The sequence below is a fragment of the Frankia sp. CeCAU1 genome, assembly GCF_977971845.1.
Map to the genome: position 1 here is coordinate 69,486 of NZ_CDWWXA010000001.1, position 19,832 is coordinate 89,317.

Genomic DNA, 19,832 nt, shown 5'->3' on the forward strand with positions numbered 1-19,832 from the left:
GGGGGGGCGGCTCATACCGTGTCCCGTTCGGTCTCGCGCCGGATCAGCCGCCCGGCCGCCGCCCGCGCGGCTCGTTCGGTGGCGAACACCTCCTCCACGGTGGGATGATCGATCACTTCGTGCTCGGCGATGACCTCGGCCACCAGGTCGACGATACGGATGAAGGGCAGCCGCCCGGCGAGGAAGGCCGCCACCGCCTCCTCGTTCGCGGCGTTGAAGACCGCGGGGGCGGTGCCGCCGCGCCGCCCGGCCGTGCGCGCGAGCTCCACCGCCGGGAACGCCACCTCGTCCAGCGGTTCGAAGGTAAGCGCCTGCGCCCGCGACCAGTCCATCGGCGGCTGTGCCTGCGCCACCCGGTCCGGCCAGCCGAGCGCCAGCGCGATGGGCAGTCGCATGTCCGGCGGGGAGACCTGAGCGATCGTCGAGCCGTCGGTGAACTCGACCATCGAGTGCACCAACGACTGGGGGTGCACGACGACCTCGATGTCGTCGTAAGGAACCCCGAAGAACAGGTGCGCCTCGATCAGCTCGAGCCCCTTGTTCATCAGGGTCGCCGAGTTGATCGTCACCAGGGGTCCCATGTCCCAGGTGGGATGGGCCAACGCCTGCTCCGGGGTAACGGCGGCAAGATCGTCGCGGCGGCGCCCGCGGAAGGGACCTCCGCTGGCGGTCAACACCAGTTTGCGTACCTCGTCCCGCCGCCCGCCACGCAGGCACTGCGCCAGTGCGGAGTGCTCGGAATCCACCGGCACCAGGCGGTCGGGGTCGCCACCGAGCGCGTCGAGCACCAACGGCCCCCCGGCGACCAACGATTCCTTGTTCGCCAACGCCACAGTCCGGCCGGCGGCCAGCGCCGCGAGCGTCGGGGCCAACCCGACCGAGCCGGTGATGCCGTTGAGGACGATGTCGCATGGCCACGCCGCGATCTCGCTCGCGGCGTGGGGACCGGCGAGAATCTTTGGCACGGGGAACTCACCCCGACGGTAGCCCCGCCGCGACGCCTCGGCGAAGAAGGCCAGCTGGAGGTCCTGAGCGGCCGAGGCCGCCGCCACTCCCACGGCCTGGACGCCGAGGTCCAGTGCCTGAGCTGCGAGCAGGTCCACCCGGGACCCGCCGCCCATCAACGCCACCACCCGGAACCGCTGCGGGTTGCGGCGTACGACATCTGTTGCCTGGGTTCCGATCGAACCGGTGGACCCGAGCAGGACAACCTCACGCAGGATCGAAGCCTCCACCACGTCACCTATTCTCTCAGGCCCACCGACCGCTCGACACCGCCCTGTTCGGTTCATGACAGGTGCCACCCGAAGATGCGCAATGGGTCCAGTGACAACTACGTTTCGTCAGGTCTGGTGGGCAGGACTTTGCGGTTGCCGCCCACCCCGATCGGCCACCCCGATCGGGGTGGCACGTCGGCCCGGTCGGTCACGTCGACGACGGCTCCGACGTCTACTCATCCCCGGCCGGGTGAGGAAGAAGGTGTGGCGCCGGCTGCCGGCTGCCCGGACGGTTCGGCACGGGGGGTGGCATCCGGGGCGGCGGGCGACGCCGGCGTGGTGGCAGGTCCGGAGGATGCGGCGGGTCCGGAGGATCCAGTCGACGGTGCCGCGGGAGTCGGACTGGTGGCGACGCCCGGGCCGGCGGGACCGGCGGAGACGGCGGGACCGGGCAGGCCACTTGTCGCGGGCGTAGGCGTGTAACCGAAATAGGTCAACGCCACAATGGTGGCACTCAGGCTGACGGAGGTCGGACCCAGCGCCGGGCGTGCCTGCGCCCCCGGCCAGGTGTGCCCCGCGCCCTGCATGGCTAACAGTCCGACATCGTGGCCGGCTGGGCAGCCGCTCCACACGGTGCGCTGCCAGGCGGCCGTGTCCCGGGAGGTCTGGCGGGCTCCGCCGCAGCCCAGAGCGGAGGCGTACCGGGTGAGCCGGTCTTCCACGGGCTGCGCGACGACCCCGGTGAAGGGGGCCGGTCGCGGAGCACCTCCGCCGGCATACGGTGCGATCTGGTCCGAGGTCCCATGGATCTCCAGGACGTTGGTGGCGGGCTTGGCGCAGGAGCCAGGCAGCACGCTCGACCCGACGGTCACCGCCGCCGCAAGACGGCCCGGCAGCGCGCAGGCCAGCGTGAGCACCATGTTCGCGCCGTCCCCGTAGCCCACGGCGAAGACGCGTCCCGCGTCCAGGCACATCTGACCAACGAGGTCGTTGAGCAGCGCGCCGACGAAGAGTACGTCGTCGGGTCCCACCGCCTTCGATCTGGTGAAGTTCCACCGCCCCTGCGTCCCGATCGGGGCGGCGACCACGAAGCCCGCCTTCGTCCCCTGATCGGCGAGCCGCGTGTACGCTTCCAGATCTTCCGGCGTCTGATTCAGATCATGGAAATTGAAGATCAGTGGTAGTGGCCTGGCCCGTGGACCCGCGGTCGGTACGGCGAGGACGTAGCCGCGCTCGGTTCCTCCCACCCGCAGCGCGCGGGTACCGATCCCGGACGGCAGGGTCTTCCCGGTGACGCAGCCGCTCTCGGGGGGCGGTGGGACCGTGGGCAACGGTATGGCCGACGCCACGGCGGCACCGGCGGCACGACCGCCGGATGCCCCGAGAGCGGCCTGGGTCGCCGAGGTCTTCGCCGGCCCCGGCTCCTGGGACATCGCGTACCACAGGAGCAGCAGCAACACTCCGGCGGCGGCCGTGATCGGCAGCCATACGGTGTTCGTCGCCCGGATACCCGGCCGGGAGGCCCCCCGGCGTCGACTCGTCGGACTACCGAAGGACACGGTCACCGTCAGGCGTCGTGCTCCCCACGGCACCGAACTCGACGAGACGGTCGGATCCGAGCTGCTCCGGCCGGTCCGTCCGCTCCGGCTTCCCGGCCGGCTCGGCCGCGAGCTGTCCGCAGGCTGCCGCGATCTCCCGGCCCCGGGTGTCGCGCACCGTCGTCACGATGCCGCGGTCCCGGAGCCTGCGGACGAACGCGCGCTGGCCGGCCGGGGCGCTGGCGCGCCACGAGGATCCACCGGTCGGATTCAACGGAATGAGGTTCACATGCGCGAGCCGGCCGACGAGCAGGTCCGCGAGGGCGTCGGCGCGTCCCACGTCATCGTTGACCCCGTCGATCAGCGCGTACTCGACGCTTACCCGTCTGCCGGTCACCTCGGCGTACTCCCAGGCGGCCGCGAGCACCTCGACCACCGGCCAACGGGTGTTGATGGGGACGAGTTCGTTCCGCAGAACGTCGTCCGGGGCGTGCAGGGACACCGCCAGAGTCACCGGCAGGCCCTCTCCGGCGAGACGACGAATCGCCGGAACAAGGCCGACGGTGCTGACCGTCAGGCCGCGAGCCGACAGGCCCAGGCCCTCGGGGGGGTGAGCGGTGAGGCGGCGTAGCGCGGCGATCACCGCGGCATAGTTCGCCAGCGGCTCGCCCATCCCCATGAAGACCACGTTCGACAACCTGGTCTCGCCGCCCGCGAGCTCACGGCGCTGGAGAACCCGGGCGGCGTGCACGACCTGTTCGACGATCTCCGCGGTCGACAGGTTTCGGGTCAGCCCCCCCTGACCGGTGGCACAGAACGGGCAGCCCATGCCGCAGCCCGCCTGGCTCGACACACAGACCGTCGCGCGATCCGGATATCTCATGATCACAGACTCGAGAGAAGCGCCGTCCACGGTCCGCCATGCCGTCTTGCGGGTCAGACCGTCGTCGCAGCTCAGCGTCCGCACCGGGACGAGCAGCCTCGGCAGCAGGGCGTCGAGGAGCGGCTGGCGGTCCCGCTCCGGCAGGTCGGTCATCGCCTCGGGCTCATCGGCGGCGATCAACCGCGCATAGTAGTGCCGGGCCACCTGATCGGCGCGGAAGGCCGGCTGCCCCAGCGACACCGCGACGTCACGCCGTTCCTGCCGGGTCAGGTCGGCGAGGTGACGCGGCGCTCGGCCCGCTCGCCGGGTGAGCGTCAGCCGTACGGGCCGGCCCGCCTCGGCGGTCGGGGGCTGGTCCGGACGTCCGGATTCGGCGGTCGTGGCAGTCATCGCGGATCCAGTCTGCCAGGTGACCGCGACCGAGACGAATGCACGGATCTGTCCGAAGGGGCCTACGAGAGGCGAGACCGGTCGACTGGACCCGGTTCCGATCAGTTCAGGAAGAAAGTGATCAGAAGCCAGGCGACCGGGGCGGTGCACAACAACGAGTCCAGACGGTCCATCAGGCCACCATGGCCGGGCAGCAGGCTGCTCATATCCTTGATGCCGATGTCGCGCTTGAGCAGAGACTCACCCAGGTCGCCGATCGTCGCGGTACACGCGACCGCCAGCCCCAGCAGAACGCCCTGCCAGGCCTCGGCCTCCAGCGGCCAGGCCAGCACGATCCCGGCGACGATCACACAGGTCACCGCCGAACCGGCGAATCCCTCCCACGACTTCCCCGGGGAGACGGTGGGGGCCATCTTGTGCCGACCGCCGGAGAGGACACCGGCCGTGTAACCACCGACGTCGCTGGCCACCACCGTTCCCAGAAAGGCGACGACTCGCCAGCGACCATCGGAGGGTTCGGTGAGCAGCGCGGCGAAGCCGGCCGGAAAGCCGATGTAGCCGGCCACGAACGCGGCGCCGGCGACGTCGCGGAGCAGACCCGTGGATGGCCCGAAAGCACGGACCAGCGCCGCCACGCCGATGGTGCCGGCGAGAGTCAGCAGCAGGCCGGTGGTCCCGTCGGCGTACGCGACGACCGGCATGGCCGCCGCCCCGGCAACCAGGGGAAGCAGGGGAACCCGTACCTGCGTCAGTCGGATCGCGCGGACCACCTCGTGGGTGCCCAGGGCCATCGCGGCACTGATCACCCCGACAAAAATCACCCGCAGGGTGAACAGCGGAACGAGGATGACGGCACCGAGAAGGACGCCGACACCGATGGCGGCCGGCAGATTGCGGCCGGCACGTGAGGGCCGGGACACCGTCCCGGCGGGCCGGCCGTGATTACCGGACCCAGGCGAGGATCCCGGCGGCGCGGATGACCCGGACGGCCCGGACTCAGCCACCGCGCGGCCGTCGACAGTCGTCATGGCTGCCCGGCCGTGGGCAGCGACCGCCGCATCGCGTATGCGTCATGCGCGGATCCGGGGACCGTCCAGGCGGTTCCGAGACCATGAGAACCGAACATCGGAGCGAGCGGCCGGTATCGAGAACGGACGCGGGAATGATCAAACCGAGAGAAGATCCGATTCCTTGAGCCGAAGAAGTTCATCCACCTGTCCGACGTATCGGTGAGTTGCCTCGTCGAGATCCTTCTCACCCCGCCGGCCCTCGTCCTCGCCGGCATCGCCGTCCCGCACGATCCGATCGATCGTGTCCTTGGCGTGGCGTCGGACGTTGCGGATACTCACCCGGGCTTCCTCGGCCTTGGTCCGAGCCACCTTGACAAGATCGCGACGCCGTTGCTCGGACAGCTCCGGAAAAACACACCGGATGATGGTGCCGTCATTGCTCGGGTTGACCCCGAGATCGGAAGCACGCACGGCCTTCTCGATCGCCCCCAGGGACGATTTGTCGTAAGGCGTGATGATCACCATACGTGGCTCCGGGATGTGGAACGACGCGAGCTGCTGCACCGGTGTCGGAGCACCGTAGTAGTCCACCAGGATCTTGGAGAAGACCGCGGGAGTGATACGCCCCGTGCGGATGTTCGCGAAGTCCTCCCTGGCGACCGAGACCGCCTTCTCCATCTTCTCCTCGGCCTCGAGAAGCGTGTCGTCGATCACCGCATTTCCTTCCGTCTGTTCCTGGTCCGCCGGCGTCCACCGGGCGCCGGTCCTGTCATCACCGCGGTTCGGCCGAGCGCAGCCGAGTTCGTCGTCCCAGGGGCGAAGCCGTCCCGCCCGGTCCCGGATTCGCCTGACCGATGATCGCACAGCCGCCGCCTGCAGTGTGCCCTACCACGACGTCCCGCCGACCTGGGCCGACACCGCACCCACCGAGAAGCCTCGGAGCCGGCGGCCGCCGGCCACCCGATCAGGGAGCCGGCGGTCCGACGACGCTCAGGCCTGGCGGATGTTGAACCGGGAGAACCGACCGACCTCGATCTTCTCACCCAGTGACGCGCCGGCCTGGTCGAGCAGAGCTCGGATGGTCACCTTGCCGTCCTTCACCCATGGCTGGTCAAGCAGCACGCTGCTCTTCACATACCCGTTGACGCGCCCTTCAACGATCTTCGCGATCGCCTGCTCGGGCTTGCCCTCCTCGCGGGCCGCGGCCTCGTAGATCTTTCGCTCCGCCTCGAGGACCTCGTTCGGGATCTGCTCGGCGGTGACGTACAGCGGGTCCGCCGCGGCGATGTGCTGCGCGAGATCGCGGGCGAGTTGCTTGAAGTCCTCGGTCTTGGCCACGAAGTCCGTCTCGCAGCGAAGCTCGACGAGCACGCCGAGGGTGGGCGGGAGCTGCGGGTCGGTCCGGTGCAGATAGGACTCGACCAGACCGTTGGCGGCGCTGCGTGCCGCACGCTTGGCGACCTGCGCCTTGCCCTTCTCCCGCAGCCAGGACTTCGCCTTCTCGAAGTCCCCGGCGTTGTCGACCAACGCCTTCTTGACGTCGCTCATCCCAGCGCCGGTGAGCTCCCGGAGCTTCCGGATGTCAGCGACTGAAATCTCTGCCATGGTGCTCTTCTCGTCGGTGTGGGTCTGGATGCTGTCGTAGTTCTGTCGGCCCCGGCCCCGCGGTGCCCTCCGGGCGCCGCGGGAGCGCCCGCCCGAGCGGCCCTGGCTGCGCGCCCGATCCGGTGCACGGGTCCGACCACCGGAACCAGGCCTGACATTCGGGAGCGGTGGTCCCCGACCCGACTCGGGGAACCACCGTCATCCTCACACAATGTCACCGCTGGTCGATCGCCACCACCGCAGGCGAATGAGACGCGGTAGCGGGTCAGACCGCGGTGCCGACCGCGGCGTCCGGCCGTGTCCCGTCCGCGGGCTCCACCGCCGCCGGCTCCACCGTCGCCGGCTCCACCGCACCCGGGGCCTCGGCTGGTGCCTCACCACGCAGCAGGGCCTGCTCCCACTCGGCGAGCGGCTCCTCACCCGCGGACTGCTCGGGCTTGGCATCGGCAGAGCTCGAGGCGCCCGCACGGGCCATCAGACCGTCCGCGACCGCATCGGCGACCACCCGGGTGAGCAGGGCAGCGCTGCGGATCGCGTCGTCGTTGCCGGGGATCGGGTAGTCGACCTCGTCCGGGTCGCAGTTCGTGTCGAGAATCGCCACGACGGGAATGCCGAGCTTGCGGGCCTCACCGACGGCGATGTGCTCCTTCTTGGTATCGACGACCCACACCGCGCTCGGCACCCGGCTCATGTCGCGGATACCGCCGAGAGTGCGCTCCAGCTTGACCTTCTCCCGGGTCAGCACGAGCTGCTCCTTCTTCGTGCGCACCTCGGTACCGCCGGTCACCTCGATCTCCTCGAGCTCCTTGAGCCGCTGAAGACGCTTGTAGACCGTGGAGAAGTTGGTCAACATGCCACCGAGCCACCGCTCCTTGACGTACGGCATTCCGACCCGGGCCGCGTGCTCCTCGATTGCCTCCTGGGCCTGCTTCTTCGTCCCGATGAACAGGACCGTCCCACCGTGCGCCACGGTCTCCTTGACGAAGTCGTAGGCGCGGTCGATGTAGGACAGTGTTTGCTGCAGGTCGATGATGTAAATGCCGTTACGTTCGGTGAAGATGTACCGCTTCATCTTCGGATTCCAGCGCTTGGTCTGGTGCCCGAAGTGCACACCGCTCTCCAGCAGCTGCTTCATGGTGACGACGGCCATCAGACGTCGCTCCTTCCCGCCCGGCCTGGGCCGGAACGCCTCGGTTGTGACGGCGCCATCTGACGACGGCAGCCCCTGACGCCCGGTTGGTCGTGGCCGCCGCTGTGCGGCGGACCGAGGAGACCCTTCCGATGATCCGATCCGGATCATCGGAAGTGGGCGTGCGAACTGGGCCCGGTGGACGGGCCCTGCGATCGATGATACCCGCCGGGCACGAGGATCCATCGGACTACCACAGCGGATCGGATCAACGGACCGGCCGGCGATGTCCACAGAGCGCGGGCATCGACAGCACGCGGCGGGAGTTATCCACAGATCACACGGCCGGTCTACCCAACGGCGTCAAAACGCCGCACCGTGGACGAGGCCGGTCCGCTCCCCTCTTCGGACCGGCACAGCGGCGGCCGGACGAGCGGACCTGGACCGGATCCGGCCGCCGCGCCTCCCCCGGACCCGGAGGTGTCACCGTCATGCCCCCTTTGCCACGCTTCGACCCGCTCTGGCTCGTCATCCCGGCGGTCGCCATCCTGATCGCCCTGGGACGGCCCGTCACGATGCCGATCAAGCCGCACGCCGACGGGCCACGCCTCGTCCTGGCGACACGTGATCCGCAACGGAGCACCACCGCCTTGTCCGACTCCTTGTCCGAGCCCGGGGGGTCTGCCCCGTCCGGTGCGACCGACTCCGCCGGTGGGCTCGGCCCCGGTGACGGGTTCGGTACCGAGCCCCGCCACGACGTCATCGAGCAGGCTCTGGGGATCAGCCAGGTTCGGGCTGTGGTGAGGACCGCGGGCCCACCTCCTCTCAGGCTCACCCCCGGCACGTCGGCGAAACCCTCGACGACACCTGATCCGTCCACGGCGCGGTCGACGCCGGCGGCACATCCGGCCCCCTCGCCCCCGGCCCCCTCGCCGAAGGCGACCTCGTCACCTCGACGACCGGCGACTCCCGCCGTCCGGCCTCCCTCCGCCCCACGATCCCCCCGGCCGGCGGCCCGCCGGGCCGGGGAACGAACGCGGCCGGCCGTGACCCCGCCGGCCGCTGGCCCGCTGGGCGGCGGAGAAGGGGACGAGCACCCGGACCCGCCAGCCGGCGACGTCGGACCGGAGAACTCCGCGGCACCGCCGGCCCACGGCGGCGGGGTCCGGGCTCTGCGATGGCCGTTGTCGGGGGCCGTCACGGTGAGCCGCGGTTTCGAACGCCCGCCTTCGCCCTACGGACCCGGTCATCGCGGAGTCGACCTCAAGGCCTCTCCGGCCGCCCCGGTTCTCGCCGCGGCCGACGGGGTGGTGAGTTTCGCCGGGTCCGTAGCGAACCGCGGCATCGTCACCGTCACGCATGGCGACCTCCGCACGACCTACGAACCACTGACGCCGGCGATCAGCCCCGGAACCGCGGTCCGAGCCGGAGACCTGCTCGGCTGGATGAGCGATGGCCATCCAGGCTGTCCGGTGGCCGCATGCCTGCACTGGGGGCTTCTGCGCGGGACGGACTACCTCGATCCCCTGCTGTTCTTCCGCAGAACTCCGCCCCGCCTCCTGCCCCTCCTCCCAGCAGATCGCTCCCCTGGGTCCCCGGCCTTGTCTCAGGCTCGGGGGTGAGCCTGCTCGAAGGCCGCGCGCAACCGTTCCGGTGTCACATGGGTGTAGATCTGCGTGGTCGCGAGACTCGCATGGCCGAGAAATTCCTGGACGGAGCGCAGATCGGCCCCGCCTTCCAGCATGTGCGTCGCCGCCGAATGCCGCAGACCATGCGGAGTCAGGCCGGCCGGAGCGACACCGGCCGCCACCCTCGTCGTCAGAATCCGCCGTACCGTGCGCGGATCGAGGCGACCTCCGCGCAGGCCGAGGAGCAGCGCACGCCCGCTACGGGCGGTCATCAGCCGCGGCCGTCCCGTTGATCTCCAGGACCGTAGGGCGGCCACCGCCGGCACGCCGAACGGCACGCTGCGTTCCTTGCCGCCCTTACCGAGGACCCGCAGCAACCTTCGGTCGTCATCAATGTGCCCCAAGTCAAGACCGCACAGCTCGGACACCCGGATTCCGCTGCCATACAGAAGCTCGAGAACGAGTGCGTCCCGCAGCTCCACCGCCCGCCGTACGACCCGCTCGGAGTCTGCCGTCGAGTCCGGCAGCCCGGACGGCTGCGACGTGCCCGGGGGCGACACATCAGGCGAAGGGTTCTCAAGGAGCTGACGCGCGGCCGCGGCGGTGAGCACCTCAGGCACCCTTCTGACCGTACGGTTACCCACGAGCCGTGCGGCGACGTCGGTGTCGAGGAAGCCACGGCGCGCCGCATAGGAAGAGAAGACCCGGGCCATCGAGGCGCGCCGGGCCAGGCTTGCCGGCGCCGCCCCGGCGGCGCGCATCGAAGCGAGCCAGCTCCGCAAAAGCGCCAGATCGAGGTCGGCGAGGACCGAACAGCCCATCCGCTCCGCATGAGCGCGCAGGTTGGCGAGGTCGGCGGCGTAGGCACGCACGGTCTCAGGAGATCGGGCCAGCTCCGCGATGAGGTGGCGGAGAAAACCCGCGACCGCCGCGTCCCAGTCGGACTCGGGTGTCTCGACGATCTCGACTGGCAGGGCGTCTGATCCACACGTCGCTCGGGGGCGCTGCCGCGGCAGAAGCCGACCGTCGGCGGGCTCCTCGGCGCTCTCGCCTCGCAGGGCCATGAGACGACCGTGGCAACATCGATGGTTCTCGTCAAGACGCTGCGGCGTCCGTGACACTGCACCCGGGGACATTGCATCCGGGCTGACTCAGGTCTCCCCGTCGGGGTTTTCGCCGTCGGGGTTTTCGCCGTCGGGTCCCGGATCCGCGGTACTGCGCGTCGGGGAACGATCCGCCCCGCCGTGGGCGGCACCCGGTTGGGTACCGGACCTCCTGCCGGACGTTGCGGGATGGGACGGGTTCGACGGCGCTCGGCCCAGATCCGTGAGGCGGTAACCGCCCGCCACGTTCTCGACCAGCCCCTCCACCGCGAGTGGGCCCAGCATCGCCAGCACCGCCTCGGGGCGCAGGCCGGTGCGGCGCGCCAGCACGGACACCCCGACGGCAGCGCGGGCCGGCATCGCGTCGAGAAGCTCGCGCACCGCCTCGGACAATCCGTCCCGCGGGCCATTCCCGCTCTCCGGCCGCTGTACGAGCGATCCGATACTCGCGATTTCCTCCCTGATGTCCTCGGCCCCGGTGACCAGAACCGTCTGTTCACGGAAGTCCCGGAGCAGCCGGTGACAGCCTGCGCTCATGGCGCTGGTCACCGGCCCCGGAACAACCATGACGGGACGACCGAGCCGACGGGTGTGAGCAACCGTGTTCAGCGCGCCGCTACGGTGGCCCGCCTCGACCAGGACCGTCCCCCGGGACAGAGCCGCGATGATGCGATTACGGGTGAGGAATCGGCGTCGGTACGGCGGCGTGCCCGGCGACACCTCGCTGACTACCGCCCCGGTACGGGCGATCTCCTCCAGCAGTTCCACATGGGCGGTCGGGTAGGGAACGTCAACACCCCCGGCGAGCACCGCCACCGTCGGTCCGGCTGCGGCCAACGCCCCCCGATGTGCCGCTGCGTCAATGCCGAACGCGGCTCCCGACACCACGGCCCATCCCTGTTCCGCCATCGCAAACGCGATCTCTCCGGCGAGGTGCAGCCCGTAGCTGGTCGCGGTCCGGCAGCCCACGACTGTGACCGCCCGGGGTGGGAGCTCGCTCAGGTTGACCGGACCGCGAACCCACAGAGCCAGTGGAGTGCCGATCACCGAACCATCCCCCGCGTCCCGAAGGCGGTCCAGGGCATCCAGTTCGAGGGGCCACTCGGCGTCCTGGGGACAGACCAGCCGGGCGCCGGCGCGCCATGCCGCGTCCAGGTCCCGAAGCGGATCGACACTCGGATGCGCCGCCCGGAGCGCGTTCCACACCTCGGACGCACCCCGACGCCTGACCTCGACGGCCGCGCGACGATGTTCCGGGCCGAAGACGCGAGCCAGGGCGACACGGGCCAACCGCTCGGGATCCGACCAGTCGCTGTCACCCGGTGCCACCCTCCCGGGCGCGGAAGCTGGATCCGCCCCCCGGGCATCCGGCGGAGTCGTCGAGCTCATGTCCCACTCCCTGAAGACGGCACCGGATGCGGCTTCTTCCTGCTGGGCGACACGGTTCACGTCACGGTCAGGAGCGTCCCCACGGGGGTCTCCCACGCTCATGCCGACCACCCGGGCAATCTCAGATCCAGAGCGGCACCGAACTGCTCGGGACCGGGCGTGCCCCGCCCGGCAAGATCGGCGAAGGTCCACGCCAACCTCAGGACACGGTCGAGACCGCGCGCGGTGAGCAGGCCTCTTTCGAATGCCCGCTCGGCCACGGCCGTCGCCCTCGCCGGCAGCGGCCACAGTCGGCGCATCGCCGGCCCCGGCACCTCCGCGTTGAGCCGCCACGGCGTTCCGGCCAGTCGGACCCGGGTCGCATCCTGGGCCGCGGCGACCCGCGCCGCGACAACCGCGGACGAATCACCCTGGCCACGGTCCGCCCATAGCTCCGCCCGGCTCGGAGCACTCAACGCCACCTGGATGTCGATCCGATCCAGGAGCGGCCCGGACAGACGGGCCAGATAGCGCCGACGGACCAGGCTCGGACATTCGCAGCCCACCGCGCGCGGGCCGCGGGCCTTCGAACACGGGCAGGGATTCGCCGCCAGAACCAGCTGAAAGCGGGCGGGAAACCGGGTCGTCGCGCGAGCGCGGGCGATCTCGATCTCTCCGCTCTCCAACGGTTGACGTAGCGCATCGAGACTTTGACGGGTAAACTCCGCCGCTTCGTCCAAAAATAGGATGCCCCGGTGCGCCTGACTGGCCAGCCCGGGCCGGATCACCGTCGAGCCTGCTCCGACGAGTGCCGCCGGGGTCGCACTGTGGTGCGGACTGCGATACGGCGGTCGGGTGACGAGCGGGCAGTCCGCGGGCAGCAGGCCGGCGACCGAATGGACCGCGGTCACCTCGAGAGCGGCCTCGGTACCGAGGTTCGGCAGCAACCCGGGCAGTCTGTCGGCCAGCATGGTCTTGCCACTGCCGGGCGGCCCCTGCATGAACAGGTGGTGACCACCGGCAGCCGCGACCTCGACGGCCAGCCGGCCCCTGCTCTGCCCCGCCACGTCCGCCAGATCCCCGGCCTGACCGTCGGTGGAGGCAGCTTCGGTCGGGGGGGCCTCCACGGGCTCGGCGGCGATCTCTCCCCGCAGGAGCGCCAGCACACTGATGAGATCGACAGCGGGCTCCACCACCGCGCCCGGTACCAGCGCCGCCTCGGCGGCGTTGCCCGCCGGCACCACGACCCGTTCGACACCGGCAGCCACCGCCCGAAGTACCGCCGGGAGCACCCCGCGGACACCGCGCACCCGGCCATCCAGCGCCAACTCGCCGATGAGTACCCGGCGGAGCAGGGCTGCGCGCGGCACCACGCCGGCCGCGGTGAGGATCGCCACCGCCATGGCCAGGTCGAAACCACTGCCCGACTTCGGGAGGGTGGCGGGGAACAACCCGAGTGTGATGCGACGATCAGGCCACCGTTGGCCCGAGTTCACGATCGCGGCGCGAATCCGATCCCGCGACTCATGCAACGCGGCATCGGGCAGACCGATGAGAGTCAGCCGCGGAAGACCATCGGCGAGATCCGCCTCCACCTCGACGATGTGACCTTCGACCCCGACGACCGCCACCGCCCGGGCCCGCGCGAGAGCCATCAGAACGCTCCCCGGATGTGCTCGACACGAACCGGGCCCGTCGAAGGACGGGACACCAGGAGGACGTCGAAACGCACCAATGACGAGGCGTGGGGGTGCTCGGCGAGCCACCGGGCGGCCAGGCGTCTGATCCGGACCGCCTTGCGACCTACGACGGCCTCGGCGGCCGATCCGTAACGCGTCCCGGATCGGGTCTTGACCTCGCAGAACACCAGGCTCTCACCGTCCTGCACAACGAGGTCGAGCTCGCCCTCGCGGCAGCGCCAGTTACGGTCGAGGATCTCGGCGCCGACCGCCGCCAGATGGCGGGCTGCGACATCTTCGCCGAACCTGCCCAGTGCGTCCTTTGCCCGCATCGCCGCTCCCGTTCGCCGGGGGACGGGTGCCCGCCGGTCGTGACCAGCGTGGACGTGGGCGGGCCGGAGAGCCATCCACATGATCGACATGTGGATGACGAGGGTTTCTCCACAGGAGCGAGCTGGGCGGACATCTCAGCGGGTCATCACGGGCTTCGGTGACGGGTCGAATCGCACCGTCGATTCAGGCGACAGCCGACCGGAATGAGGTGCCGATCCGCCGAACATACCGCCGAGACGATCAAGATGCCGAGGCAATCAGGCAGCCGGGCCGGGAAAGCGTGACGCCAAGAGTCGGCGTCAGAGCTCGGCCTTGGTCAACTCCTCGACGTTGATATCTTTAAAGGTGACTACTCGGACATTCTTAACAAAACGCGCAGGCCGGAACATGTCCCACACCCAGGCGTCCCTCAAGATCAACTCGAAGAAGACCTCGCCGTCCGTGCTGTTCCTGACCTCGATCTGGTAGTCGTTCGCGAGGTAGAAGCGGCGCTCGGTTTCGATCACATACGAGAACAGCCCCACCACGTCGCGGTACTCGCGATAGAGCTGCAGCTCCATCTCGGTCTCGTACTTCTCGAGGTCTTCCGCGCTCATACAGTCTCCGTGACGCCATGCCGGCTGGTCACAAGCACCCTGTCCTCCAGCCGCAACGATCGTGCTTCCCTCGTCGTCGCCGCATGCGCAGCCACGTTGACGTACGACATCCGATGCTCGTCACACGGTCCGCAGCGCGCCAGCGCCGCCGCGTGGGCCGCGGTGACGTATCCCTTGTGCTGCGCGAAATCGTACTCGGCATAGCGCGTGTGCAACGCACGCATGATCCGGTCCCTCGTCACCTTCGCCACGACCGAAGCTGCCGCCACGCACGCGACCACCCGGTCTCCCTTCACCACCGCCAACGACTCCACTCCGAAACCGGCGACCGCGAATCCATCCGTGAGCACGTAACCCGGGCGCGCAGACAGGCGCGCCACCGCGCGTCGCATTCCGGTGATGTTGGCCACGTGCAGGCCGACCCGATCGATCTCGGCCGCGGAGATGACGACGGTCGACCACGCCGCGGCGGCGGCCATCACGTCCTCGAAAACACTCTCGCGGATCTGCTCGGTCAGGAGCTTGGAGTCGGCCAACCGCGCCAGCCGCTGACGAGCCTCCGGAGCCAGAATCACCGCGGCGACGACCAGGGGTCCGGCGCATGCCCCACGACCCGCCTCATCGACCCCTGCGACCGGGCCGAGACCATGCCTGTTCAGGGCGCGCTCGTAACCGAACAGCCCGGCATCCCGGCGAAGAGCGGCACCGTAGTGTCTCATGACGGACCGCGGCGGCGAGCCGTCCCTGGTGCGCACGTGCGCGTGGATCCTCGTGGCATCCGGCGAGGCCGACGGGTGGCGGTCCACGCCGGGGGGATCAGCACGGCAAAGGCGAACAGGGACACGTCATCCGTGGCCGGGTAGCCCGGCAGCGGCACCACGGCGTCGCCGGTAGAAGACAGCGCGGCGGATGTGGTCGACCCGGCCGACGCACGAGGAGCCGGAGGCAGCACCGACGCGGCGGGAATCCCGGCGAAATCGTTCGGAACGCCCAGGAAGCCGAACCGGCCAAGTGGCCAGACACGGACGAAGGCCCGTCCCACCACCGCATGCTTCGGGATCGGTCCGTTCTGCCGGGCATCCGAGGAGGCCCCGCGATGGTCACCCATCACCCACAGGTAGCCAGCCGGGACGGTCAGCGGACCGAACCGCTGATAGTCGTTCTGGTAGACGTACGGCTCGTCGAGCGGATGGCCGTTGACCGAGACCCTGCCCGCGGTATCGCAACACGCGACCGTGTCGCCGCCGACCGCTATGACGCGTTTGATGAAGTCGGTCTCGCTCGGGGCCCCGAGACCCAACAGGTTCTGCGCGCCACGAACGAACCTGCTGAACGCGTTGCTCGGCGGCGGGACGACGGACTCGGCATGATCGAATCCGGTTCCCTTGCCATTAAAGACGACGATCTCACCCCGGTGCACGTCGCGGAAGTGGTAGACGACCTTGTTGACGAGAACCCGGTCGTCGACCAGCAGCGTCCGCTCCATCGATTCCGAGGGGATCCAGAACGCCTGGACCAGAAAAGCCTTGATGAGCAGGGCGAGCAGAAAGGCGATCAGCACAAGGACCGGGAGCTCGCGAAGGAACGAGCCACGGCCACGGGTCCGCGCCGCCTCGGGCCGGGAAACCCGACGACCGGGGGCTTCCGGGCCGTCGGGCTGCGCCTGGTCCTTCGGGCCGTCAGGCTCGGCCGCAGGGCTCGGCCGCGCACCGTCCGGCTGACCGCCCTCGGTTCTTCCCGGTACCCGAGGCCCACTGGGATCGGATGCATTCACGCCGCCACCTCGCAGAATCGACCGTCAAACCTCATCGGACCGGTCGACGTGCCACCAGCCGCACCTTGCGACAGCGTTGCGGACCGTGCCGCCTATCTTCGTCCATCAACGGCGGCGCCACCTGCACGGGCAACCGGCAAGTCGCGGATGGAGAATCCGGACGCGTCACGGGGTGGCGGTGGCCTCAGCGCGCGACCGGCTCACGCTTCTCCTTGATCTTGGCGGCCTTACCGCGCAGCTGACGCAGGTAGTACAGCTTGGCCCGTCGGACGTCACCACGGCTCACGATCTCGATCTTCGAGACGATCGGGCTGTGGAGGGGAAAGGTCCGCTCCACACCTACGCCGAAGCTGACCTTACGGACGGTGAAGGTCTCCCGCACCCCGCCACCCTGGCGGCGGATGACGGCACCCTGGAAGACCTGGATGCGCTGACGGTTTCCTTCGACGACCCGCACGTGGACCTTGAGGGTGTCGCCCGGCCAGAACTCGGGCACGTCGGTCCTCAGCGACTCGGCGTCGAGGCTGTCCAGGGTGTGCATGGCAGTCGCTTCCTGAAGAGTTGAGATGGATGGTCCGCGGCCCCGGAACGCACCGAGGTGGACAATCCGTGGTCCAGGCCGACCCGGCCGGCATGGGTGGACGCAATCACCGCGAGGTGTCCCGCGGGAAAGACATGCGACCCGAGGCCGCCCGAACCGGTCACGAACCGACGGACACTGCATTCTACTGTGCCACACCCGGGAGAGAGACCGGACCGCCCTACCCCTCGCCCGGCCCCTCGACGTCACGATGATGGATCAGGCCCGTCCCCTCGGTGGGGGCCGGCAGCATCCGCCCGGCCGCCTCGGCCGCGGCGGCAGCGAGTACGACTCGGTCCGCTTCGGCGAACTCGCGGCGTTCCAGGAGGTCCGGGCGCCGCAACAGGGTACGACGAAGCGCCTGGGAACGACGCCAGCGGGCGATCGCCTCATGATCGCCTGAGCGGAGAACGGGCGGCACCTCGGTCCCCCGCCATACCGGCGGACGGGTGTAGACCGGGCCTTCCAGCAAGCCGTCGGAGAAAGAGTCATCGGCGGCTGAGGCGCTGTTACCGAGTACTCCGGGCAGCAGCCGCGTAACCGCTTCGAGAATCACCAGGGTCGCGGCCTCGCCCCCGGCCAGCACATAGTCTCCAATGGAGATCTCGTCATCGGCCCAGGTCTCGATCACTCTGGCGTCGATGCCCTCGTAGCGCCCGCAGCAGAACACCAGCCAGGGCTCGCGCGCCAGTTCTTCGGCGTGGCGCTGAGTGAACGGAGTCCCCGCCGGGGTCGGCACGACGACCCGGGGCCGGCTACCGGCCACTCGTGCGGTGATCTGCGACAACGCCGCGTCCCAGGGCTCGGGCCGCATGACCATCCCCGGGCCTCCCCCGTAGGGGGCGTCATCCACGGTGCGATGAACATCCGTGGTCCACATCCGCAGATCATGTGTATGGATCTGCAGGGTTCCGTGCTCCTGAGCCCGGCCCACGAGCGACAGACGCAGGGGCTCGAGATAGGCCGGGAAGATGGTGACGATGTCGGCGCGCATCGGCTGCTTTCAGAGATATCGGCTCTTTCAGAGATATCGGCTGCCTGCCAAGAAACCCGATCTACCCGCCAGCCGAAGACCGGGCCGAGGGCCCGCAGCCGACTTCCCGCCCAGGACCCGGGTCAATCGAGATCGAGCAGGCCGGGCGGCGGATCCACGACGATCCGGCCGGCGGGGGGGTCGACGGTCGGCACGATGTCACGGACGAAGGGGACGAGATGCTCGCCACCGTCCGGGCCGCCGATCGCGAGCAGGTCTCCCGCAGGGGAGTGAATGATGTCGGTGACGTGCCCCAACAACATGCCCGCCGTGGTCACCGCCCGCAGGCCGACCAGGTCCCGATCCCACCACATCTCCACAGCCTCGCCGTCACCGTCGGCGTCGTCGAGCGGCGATCCCGCCTGATCCGCGTCGATGGTCAGGAGCACGCCGCGCAGCGCCTCCGCGGCGCCACGATCGTCCACCCCGCGAAAATGAAGCAACAGGCGGCCCGAGTGCCAATGAGCGCCGGAGACGGTGAGCGCAGTCCCCCCCCCTTCGCGACCGAGGACCGCCCCTACGACAAACCTGCGGTGGGGCACGTCGGTACGAATCTCGATCGTGACCTCACCGCGGATGCCATGCGGACGACCGATCCGCCCGACAACGATCTCCTCAGCCACGACTTCTCGGGCGATCAGGACGAAGCTCGCGACAACGCCGGCAGGTCCTAACGGTCCACATCGACGACGTCGATCCGAAGGGCCCGGCCTCCGACACCACCCATCACCGCGCGCAGCGCACGAGCGGTACGACCTCGCCGACCGATGACCTTCCCGAGATCTTCGGGGTGCACCCGCACCTCCAGGGTGCGTCCACGCCGACCGTTGTTCAGGTCCACCCGGACGTCGTCGGGGTGATCGACGATGCCTCGCACGAGATGTTCGAGGGCCGCCTCCAGCACCTACTGCCCCGCGGCCGGTGCGTCCGTGGCCGGGGCGGCTTCCGCTTCCTCTGCCGACCCGGACTTCTTGGCCTTCTTCGGCGTGGTCGCCGGCCGGTCCTCGGCGCCTGCGGCGGCCCGCGCGGCCGCCTGGAAGATCTCCCGCTTGTCCGCCTTTGGCTCGGCGACCTTCATCGGCGGGGGCGCCGGCAGGTTCTTGAACTTCTGCCAGTCCCCGGTGACCTTGAGGATCGCGAGGACGGGCTCGGTGGGCTGTGCACCGACCGAGAGCCAGTGCCCCACCCGCTCGGCGTCGACCTTGATGATGCTCGGGTCGGACTTGGGGTGGTACTGCCCGATGGACTCGATGACCCGACCATCCCGCTTGGTACGGGCATCGGCCACGACGATGCGGTAGTGCGGCTCGCGCATCTTGCCGAGACGCTGCAGTTTAATCTTGGTTGCCACGGTGGTCGAACGGCTCCAGACATGTCGATGACCACTGGTTTTCCATGGCTGCGCATGGAGCCCCTGTGGTGGGAAGCACCCGCGCCGGACAGCCACTCACACATCTCCCGCGCGACACCGCGAGGAACCGCGACACCGCGAGGAATGAGGGCAGCCACACCGACGCTGGCAGGCAGGGCCTGTATTGAGCTTACAGTCTGCCAGATCGTGACCGCCGCACACGAGCGGGGAGCCCGTGCACTCGCCACGGCCGCATCGCGCGGGTCAACCCCGTTCTCCGCACATGCGCGCGTCGTCCCAGGTCAGGGTGCTGACCGATTTGATCATGCGATGCATCGTCGCAGGTCACGGCACCGTGTGCGGAAGACAGGGTCAACGGCCCCCGCGGGGGCCGCGCGGCGGCATCCCACCGAAGCCGTCCTGCTGCCGCATCAGCGCCGAGAGATCCGGCATGCCGTCCGGAAGCGCGGGGCCCTTCGCCGGCCGCTCCTGCGCAGTGGACTTCTGCGCCTTGGCCTGGGCCGCCCGTGCCGCCGGATTACCCTTGCGGCTGGCTCCCTTGCCCTTCTTCGCTGCCTTGCGAGCCGAGGCGGCCTTCGCTCGACCCACCCCCCC

The 19,832-nt window shown here is 69.7% G+C and carries 20 protein-coding genes and 1 pseudogene; 1 reads left to right on the top strand and 20 read right to left on the bottom strand.

Annotated features, from left to right (window positions below; translation table 11 throughout):
- Positions 1–11: 11 nt before the first annotated feature.
- The 7 genes from dxr to rpsB form a co-directional block, all read right to left on the bottom strand.
- Positions 12–1,292, bottom strand: a complete 1,281-nt coding sequence (dxr, locus tag AC08OO_RS00300; protein ID WP_476609145.1) for a 1-deoxy-D-xylulose-5-phosphate reductoisomerase — start codon at positions 1,290–1,292, stop codon at positions 12–14.
- Positions 1,293–1,453: 161 nt separating this feature from the next.
- On the bottom strand, positions 1,454–2,782 hold the full coding sequence (locus tag AC08OO_RS00305; protein ID WP_476609146.1) for a CE1 family esterase: 1,329 nt from the start codon (positions 2,780–2,782) through the stop codon (positions 1,454–1,456).
- The gene (rlmN, locus tag AC08OO_RS00310; RefSeq protein ID WP_476609147.1) at positions 2,763–4,028 is read right to left on the bottom strand and encodes a dual-specificity RNA methyltransferase RlmN; all 1,266 of its coding nucleotides are present in this window, start codon (positions 4,026–4,028) and stop codon (positions 2,763–2,765) included. Before rlmN ends, AC08OO_RS00305 begins: the two co-directional genes overlap by 20 nt.
- Before the next feature lie 101 nt (positions 4,029–4,129).
- Positions 4,130–5,056, bottom strand: coding sequence for a phosphatidate cytidylyltransferase (locus tag AC08OO_RS00315; RefSeq protein ID WP_476618124.1), 927 nt, complete (start codon positions 5,054–5,056; stop codon positions 4,130–4,132).
- A gap of 138 nt (positions 5,057–5,194) precedes the next feature.
- Positions 5,195–5,752 carry a ribosome recycling factor gene (gene frr / locus AC08OO_RS00320; protein ID WP_476606636.1) on the bottom strand — a complete coding sequence of 186 codons (558 nt, stop codon included), beginning with the start codon at positions 5,750–5,752 and terminating at the stop codon, positions 5,195–5,197.
- A gap of 276 nt (positions 5,753–6,028) precedes the next feature.
- On the bottom strand, positions 6,029–6,643 hold the full coding sequence (gene tsf, locus AC08OO_RS00325) for a translation elongation factor Ts (protein WP_011437956.1): 615 nt from the start codon (positions 6,641–6,643) through the stop codon (positions 6,029–6,031).
- A 265-nt stretch (positions 6,644–6,908) separates the two neighbouring features.
- Positions 6,909–7,793, bottom strand: a complete 885-nt coding sequence (rpsB, locus tag AC08OO_RS00330) for a 30S ribosomal protein S2 (protein WP_476609149.1) — start codon at positions 7,791–7,793, stop codon at positions 6,909–6,911.
- Between the two features lie 470 nt (positions 7,794–8,263).
- Here rpsB and AC08OO_RS00335 point away from each other — a divergent pair, with 470 nt between their 5' ends.
- Complete coding sequence (locus tag AC08OO_RS00335; RefSeq protein WP_476618125.1) at positions 8,264–9,394, top strand: M23 family metallopeptidase; 1,131 nt, start codon at positions 8,264–8,266, stop codon at positions 9,392–9,394.
- On the opposite strand, the gene AC08OO_RS00340 is transcribed toward AC08OO_RS00335, so the two are convergent.
- The 13 genes and pseudogenes from AC08OO_RS00340 to AC08OO_RS00400 all read right to left on the bottom strand — a co-directional run.
- Positions 9,379–10,536 carry a tyrosine-type recombinase/integrase gene (locus AC08OO_RS00340; RefSeq protein ID WP_476609969.1) on the bottom strand — a complete coding sequence of 386 codons (1,158 nt, stop codon included), beginning with the start codon at positions 10,534–10,536 and terminating at the stop codon, positions 9,379–9,381. The two genes, AC08OO_RS00335 and AC08OO_RS00340, sit on opposite strands and share 16 nt — an antisense overlap.
- A gap of 15 nt (positions 10,537–10,551) precedes the next feature.
- On the bottom strand, positions 10,552–11,892 hold the full coding sequence (gene dprA, locus AC08OO_RS00345; protein ID WP_476609968.1) for a DNA-processing protein DprA: 1,341 nt from the start codon (positions 11,890–11,892) through the stop codon (positions 10,552–10,554).
- Positions 11,893–11,990: 98 nt separating this feature from the next.
- Positions 11,991–13,526: a YifB family Mg chelatase-like AAA ATPase gene (locus AC08OO_RS00350; RefSeq protein WP_476609967.1), complete on the bottom strand. Its 1,536-nt coding sequence runs from the start codon at positions 13,524–13,526 to the stop codon at positions 11,991–11,993.
- Positions 13,526–13,882: a YraN family protein gene (locus AC08OO_RS00355; RefSeq protein WP_476609966.1), complete on the bottom strand. Its 357-nt coding sequence runs from the start codon at positions 13,880–13,882 to the stop codon at positions 13,526–13,528. The genes AC08OO_RS00350 and AC08OO_RS00355 overlap by 1 nt, the downstream gene beginning before the upstream one ends.
- Before the next feature lie 300 nt (positions 13,883–14,182).
- A complete protein-coding gene (locus AC08OO_RS00360) occupies positions 14,183–14,479 on the bottom strand; it encodes a DUF2469 domain-containing protein (RefSeq protein WP_011437963.1) in 297 nt (98 codons plus the stop codon).
- Positions 14,476–15,198, bottom strand: coding sequence for a ribonuclease HII (locus tag AC08OO_RS00365; RefSeq protein ID WP_476609965.1), 723 nt, complete (start codon positions 15,196–15,198; stop codon positions 14,476–14,478). The genes AC08OO_RS00360 and AC08OO_RS00365 overlap by 4 nt, the downstream gene beginning before the upstream one ends.
- Positions 15,195–16,253 (bottom strand): signal peptidase I, encoded by a 1,059-nt coding sequence (lepB, locus tag AC08OO_RS00370; RefSeq protein ID WP_476609964.1) that lies wholly within the window; start codon positions 16,251–16,253, stop codon positions 15,195–15,197. The genes AC08OO_RS00365 and lepB overlap by 4 nt, the downstream gene beginning before the upstream one ends.
- Positions 16,254–16,437: 184 nt before the next feature.
- Positions 16,438–16,794 carry a 50S ribosomal protein L19 gene (gene rplS, locus AC08OO_RS00375; RefSeq protein ID WP_011437966.1) on the bottom strand — a complete coding sequence of 119 codons (357 nt, stop codon included), beginning with the start codon at positions 16,792–16,794 and terminating at the stop codon, positions 16,438–16,440.
- Between the two features lie 220 nt (positions 16,795–17,014).
- A complete protein-coding gene (gene trmD / locus AC08OO_RS00380) occupies positions 17,015–17,827 on the bottom strand; it encodes a tRNA (guanosine(37)-N1)-methyltransferase TrmD (RefSeq protein WP_476606645.1) in 813 nt (270 codons plus the stop codon).
- Positions 17,828–17,949: 122 nt separating this feature from the next.
- Positions 17,950–18,489, bottom strand: coding sequence for a ribosome maturation factor RimM (gene rimM / locus AC08OO_RS00385; RefSeq protein ID WP_011437968.1), 540 nt, complete (start codon positions 18,487–18,489; stop codon positions 17,950–17,952).
- Between the two features lie 47 nt (positions 18,490–18,536).
- Complete coding sequence (locus tag AC08OO_RS00390) at positions 18,537–18,770, bottom strand: RNA-binding protein (protein WP_476606646.1); 234 nt, start codon at positions 18,768–18,770, stop codon at positions 18,537–18,539.
- The gene (gene rpsP, locus AC08OO_RS00395) at positions 18,771–19,217 is read right to left on the bottom strand and encodes a 30S ribosomal protein S16 (protein WP_011437970.1); all 447 of its coding nucleotides are present in this window, start codon (positions 19,215–19,217) and stop codon (positions 18,771–18,773) included.
- 372 nt (positions 19,218–19,589) lie between these two features.
- A pseudogene (locus AC08OO_RS00400) lies at positions 19,590–19,832 on the bottom strand (signal recognition particle protein); the annotation flags it as partial.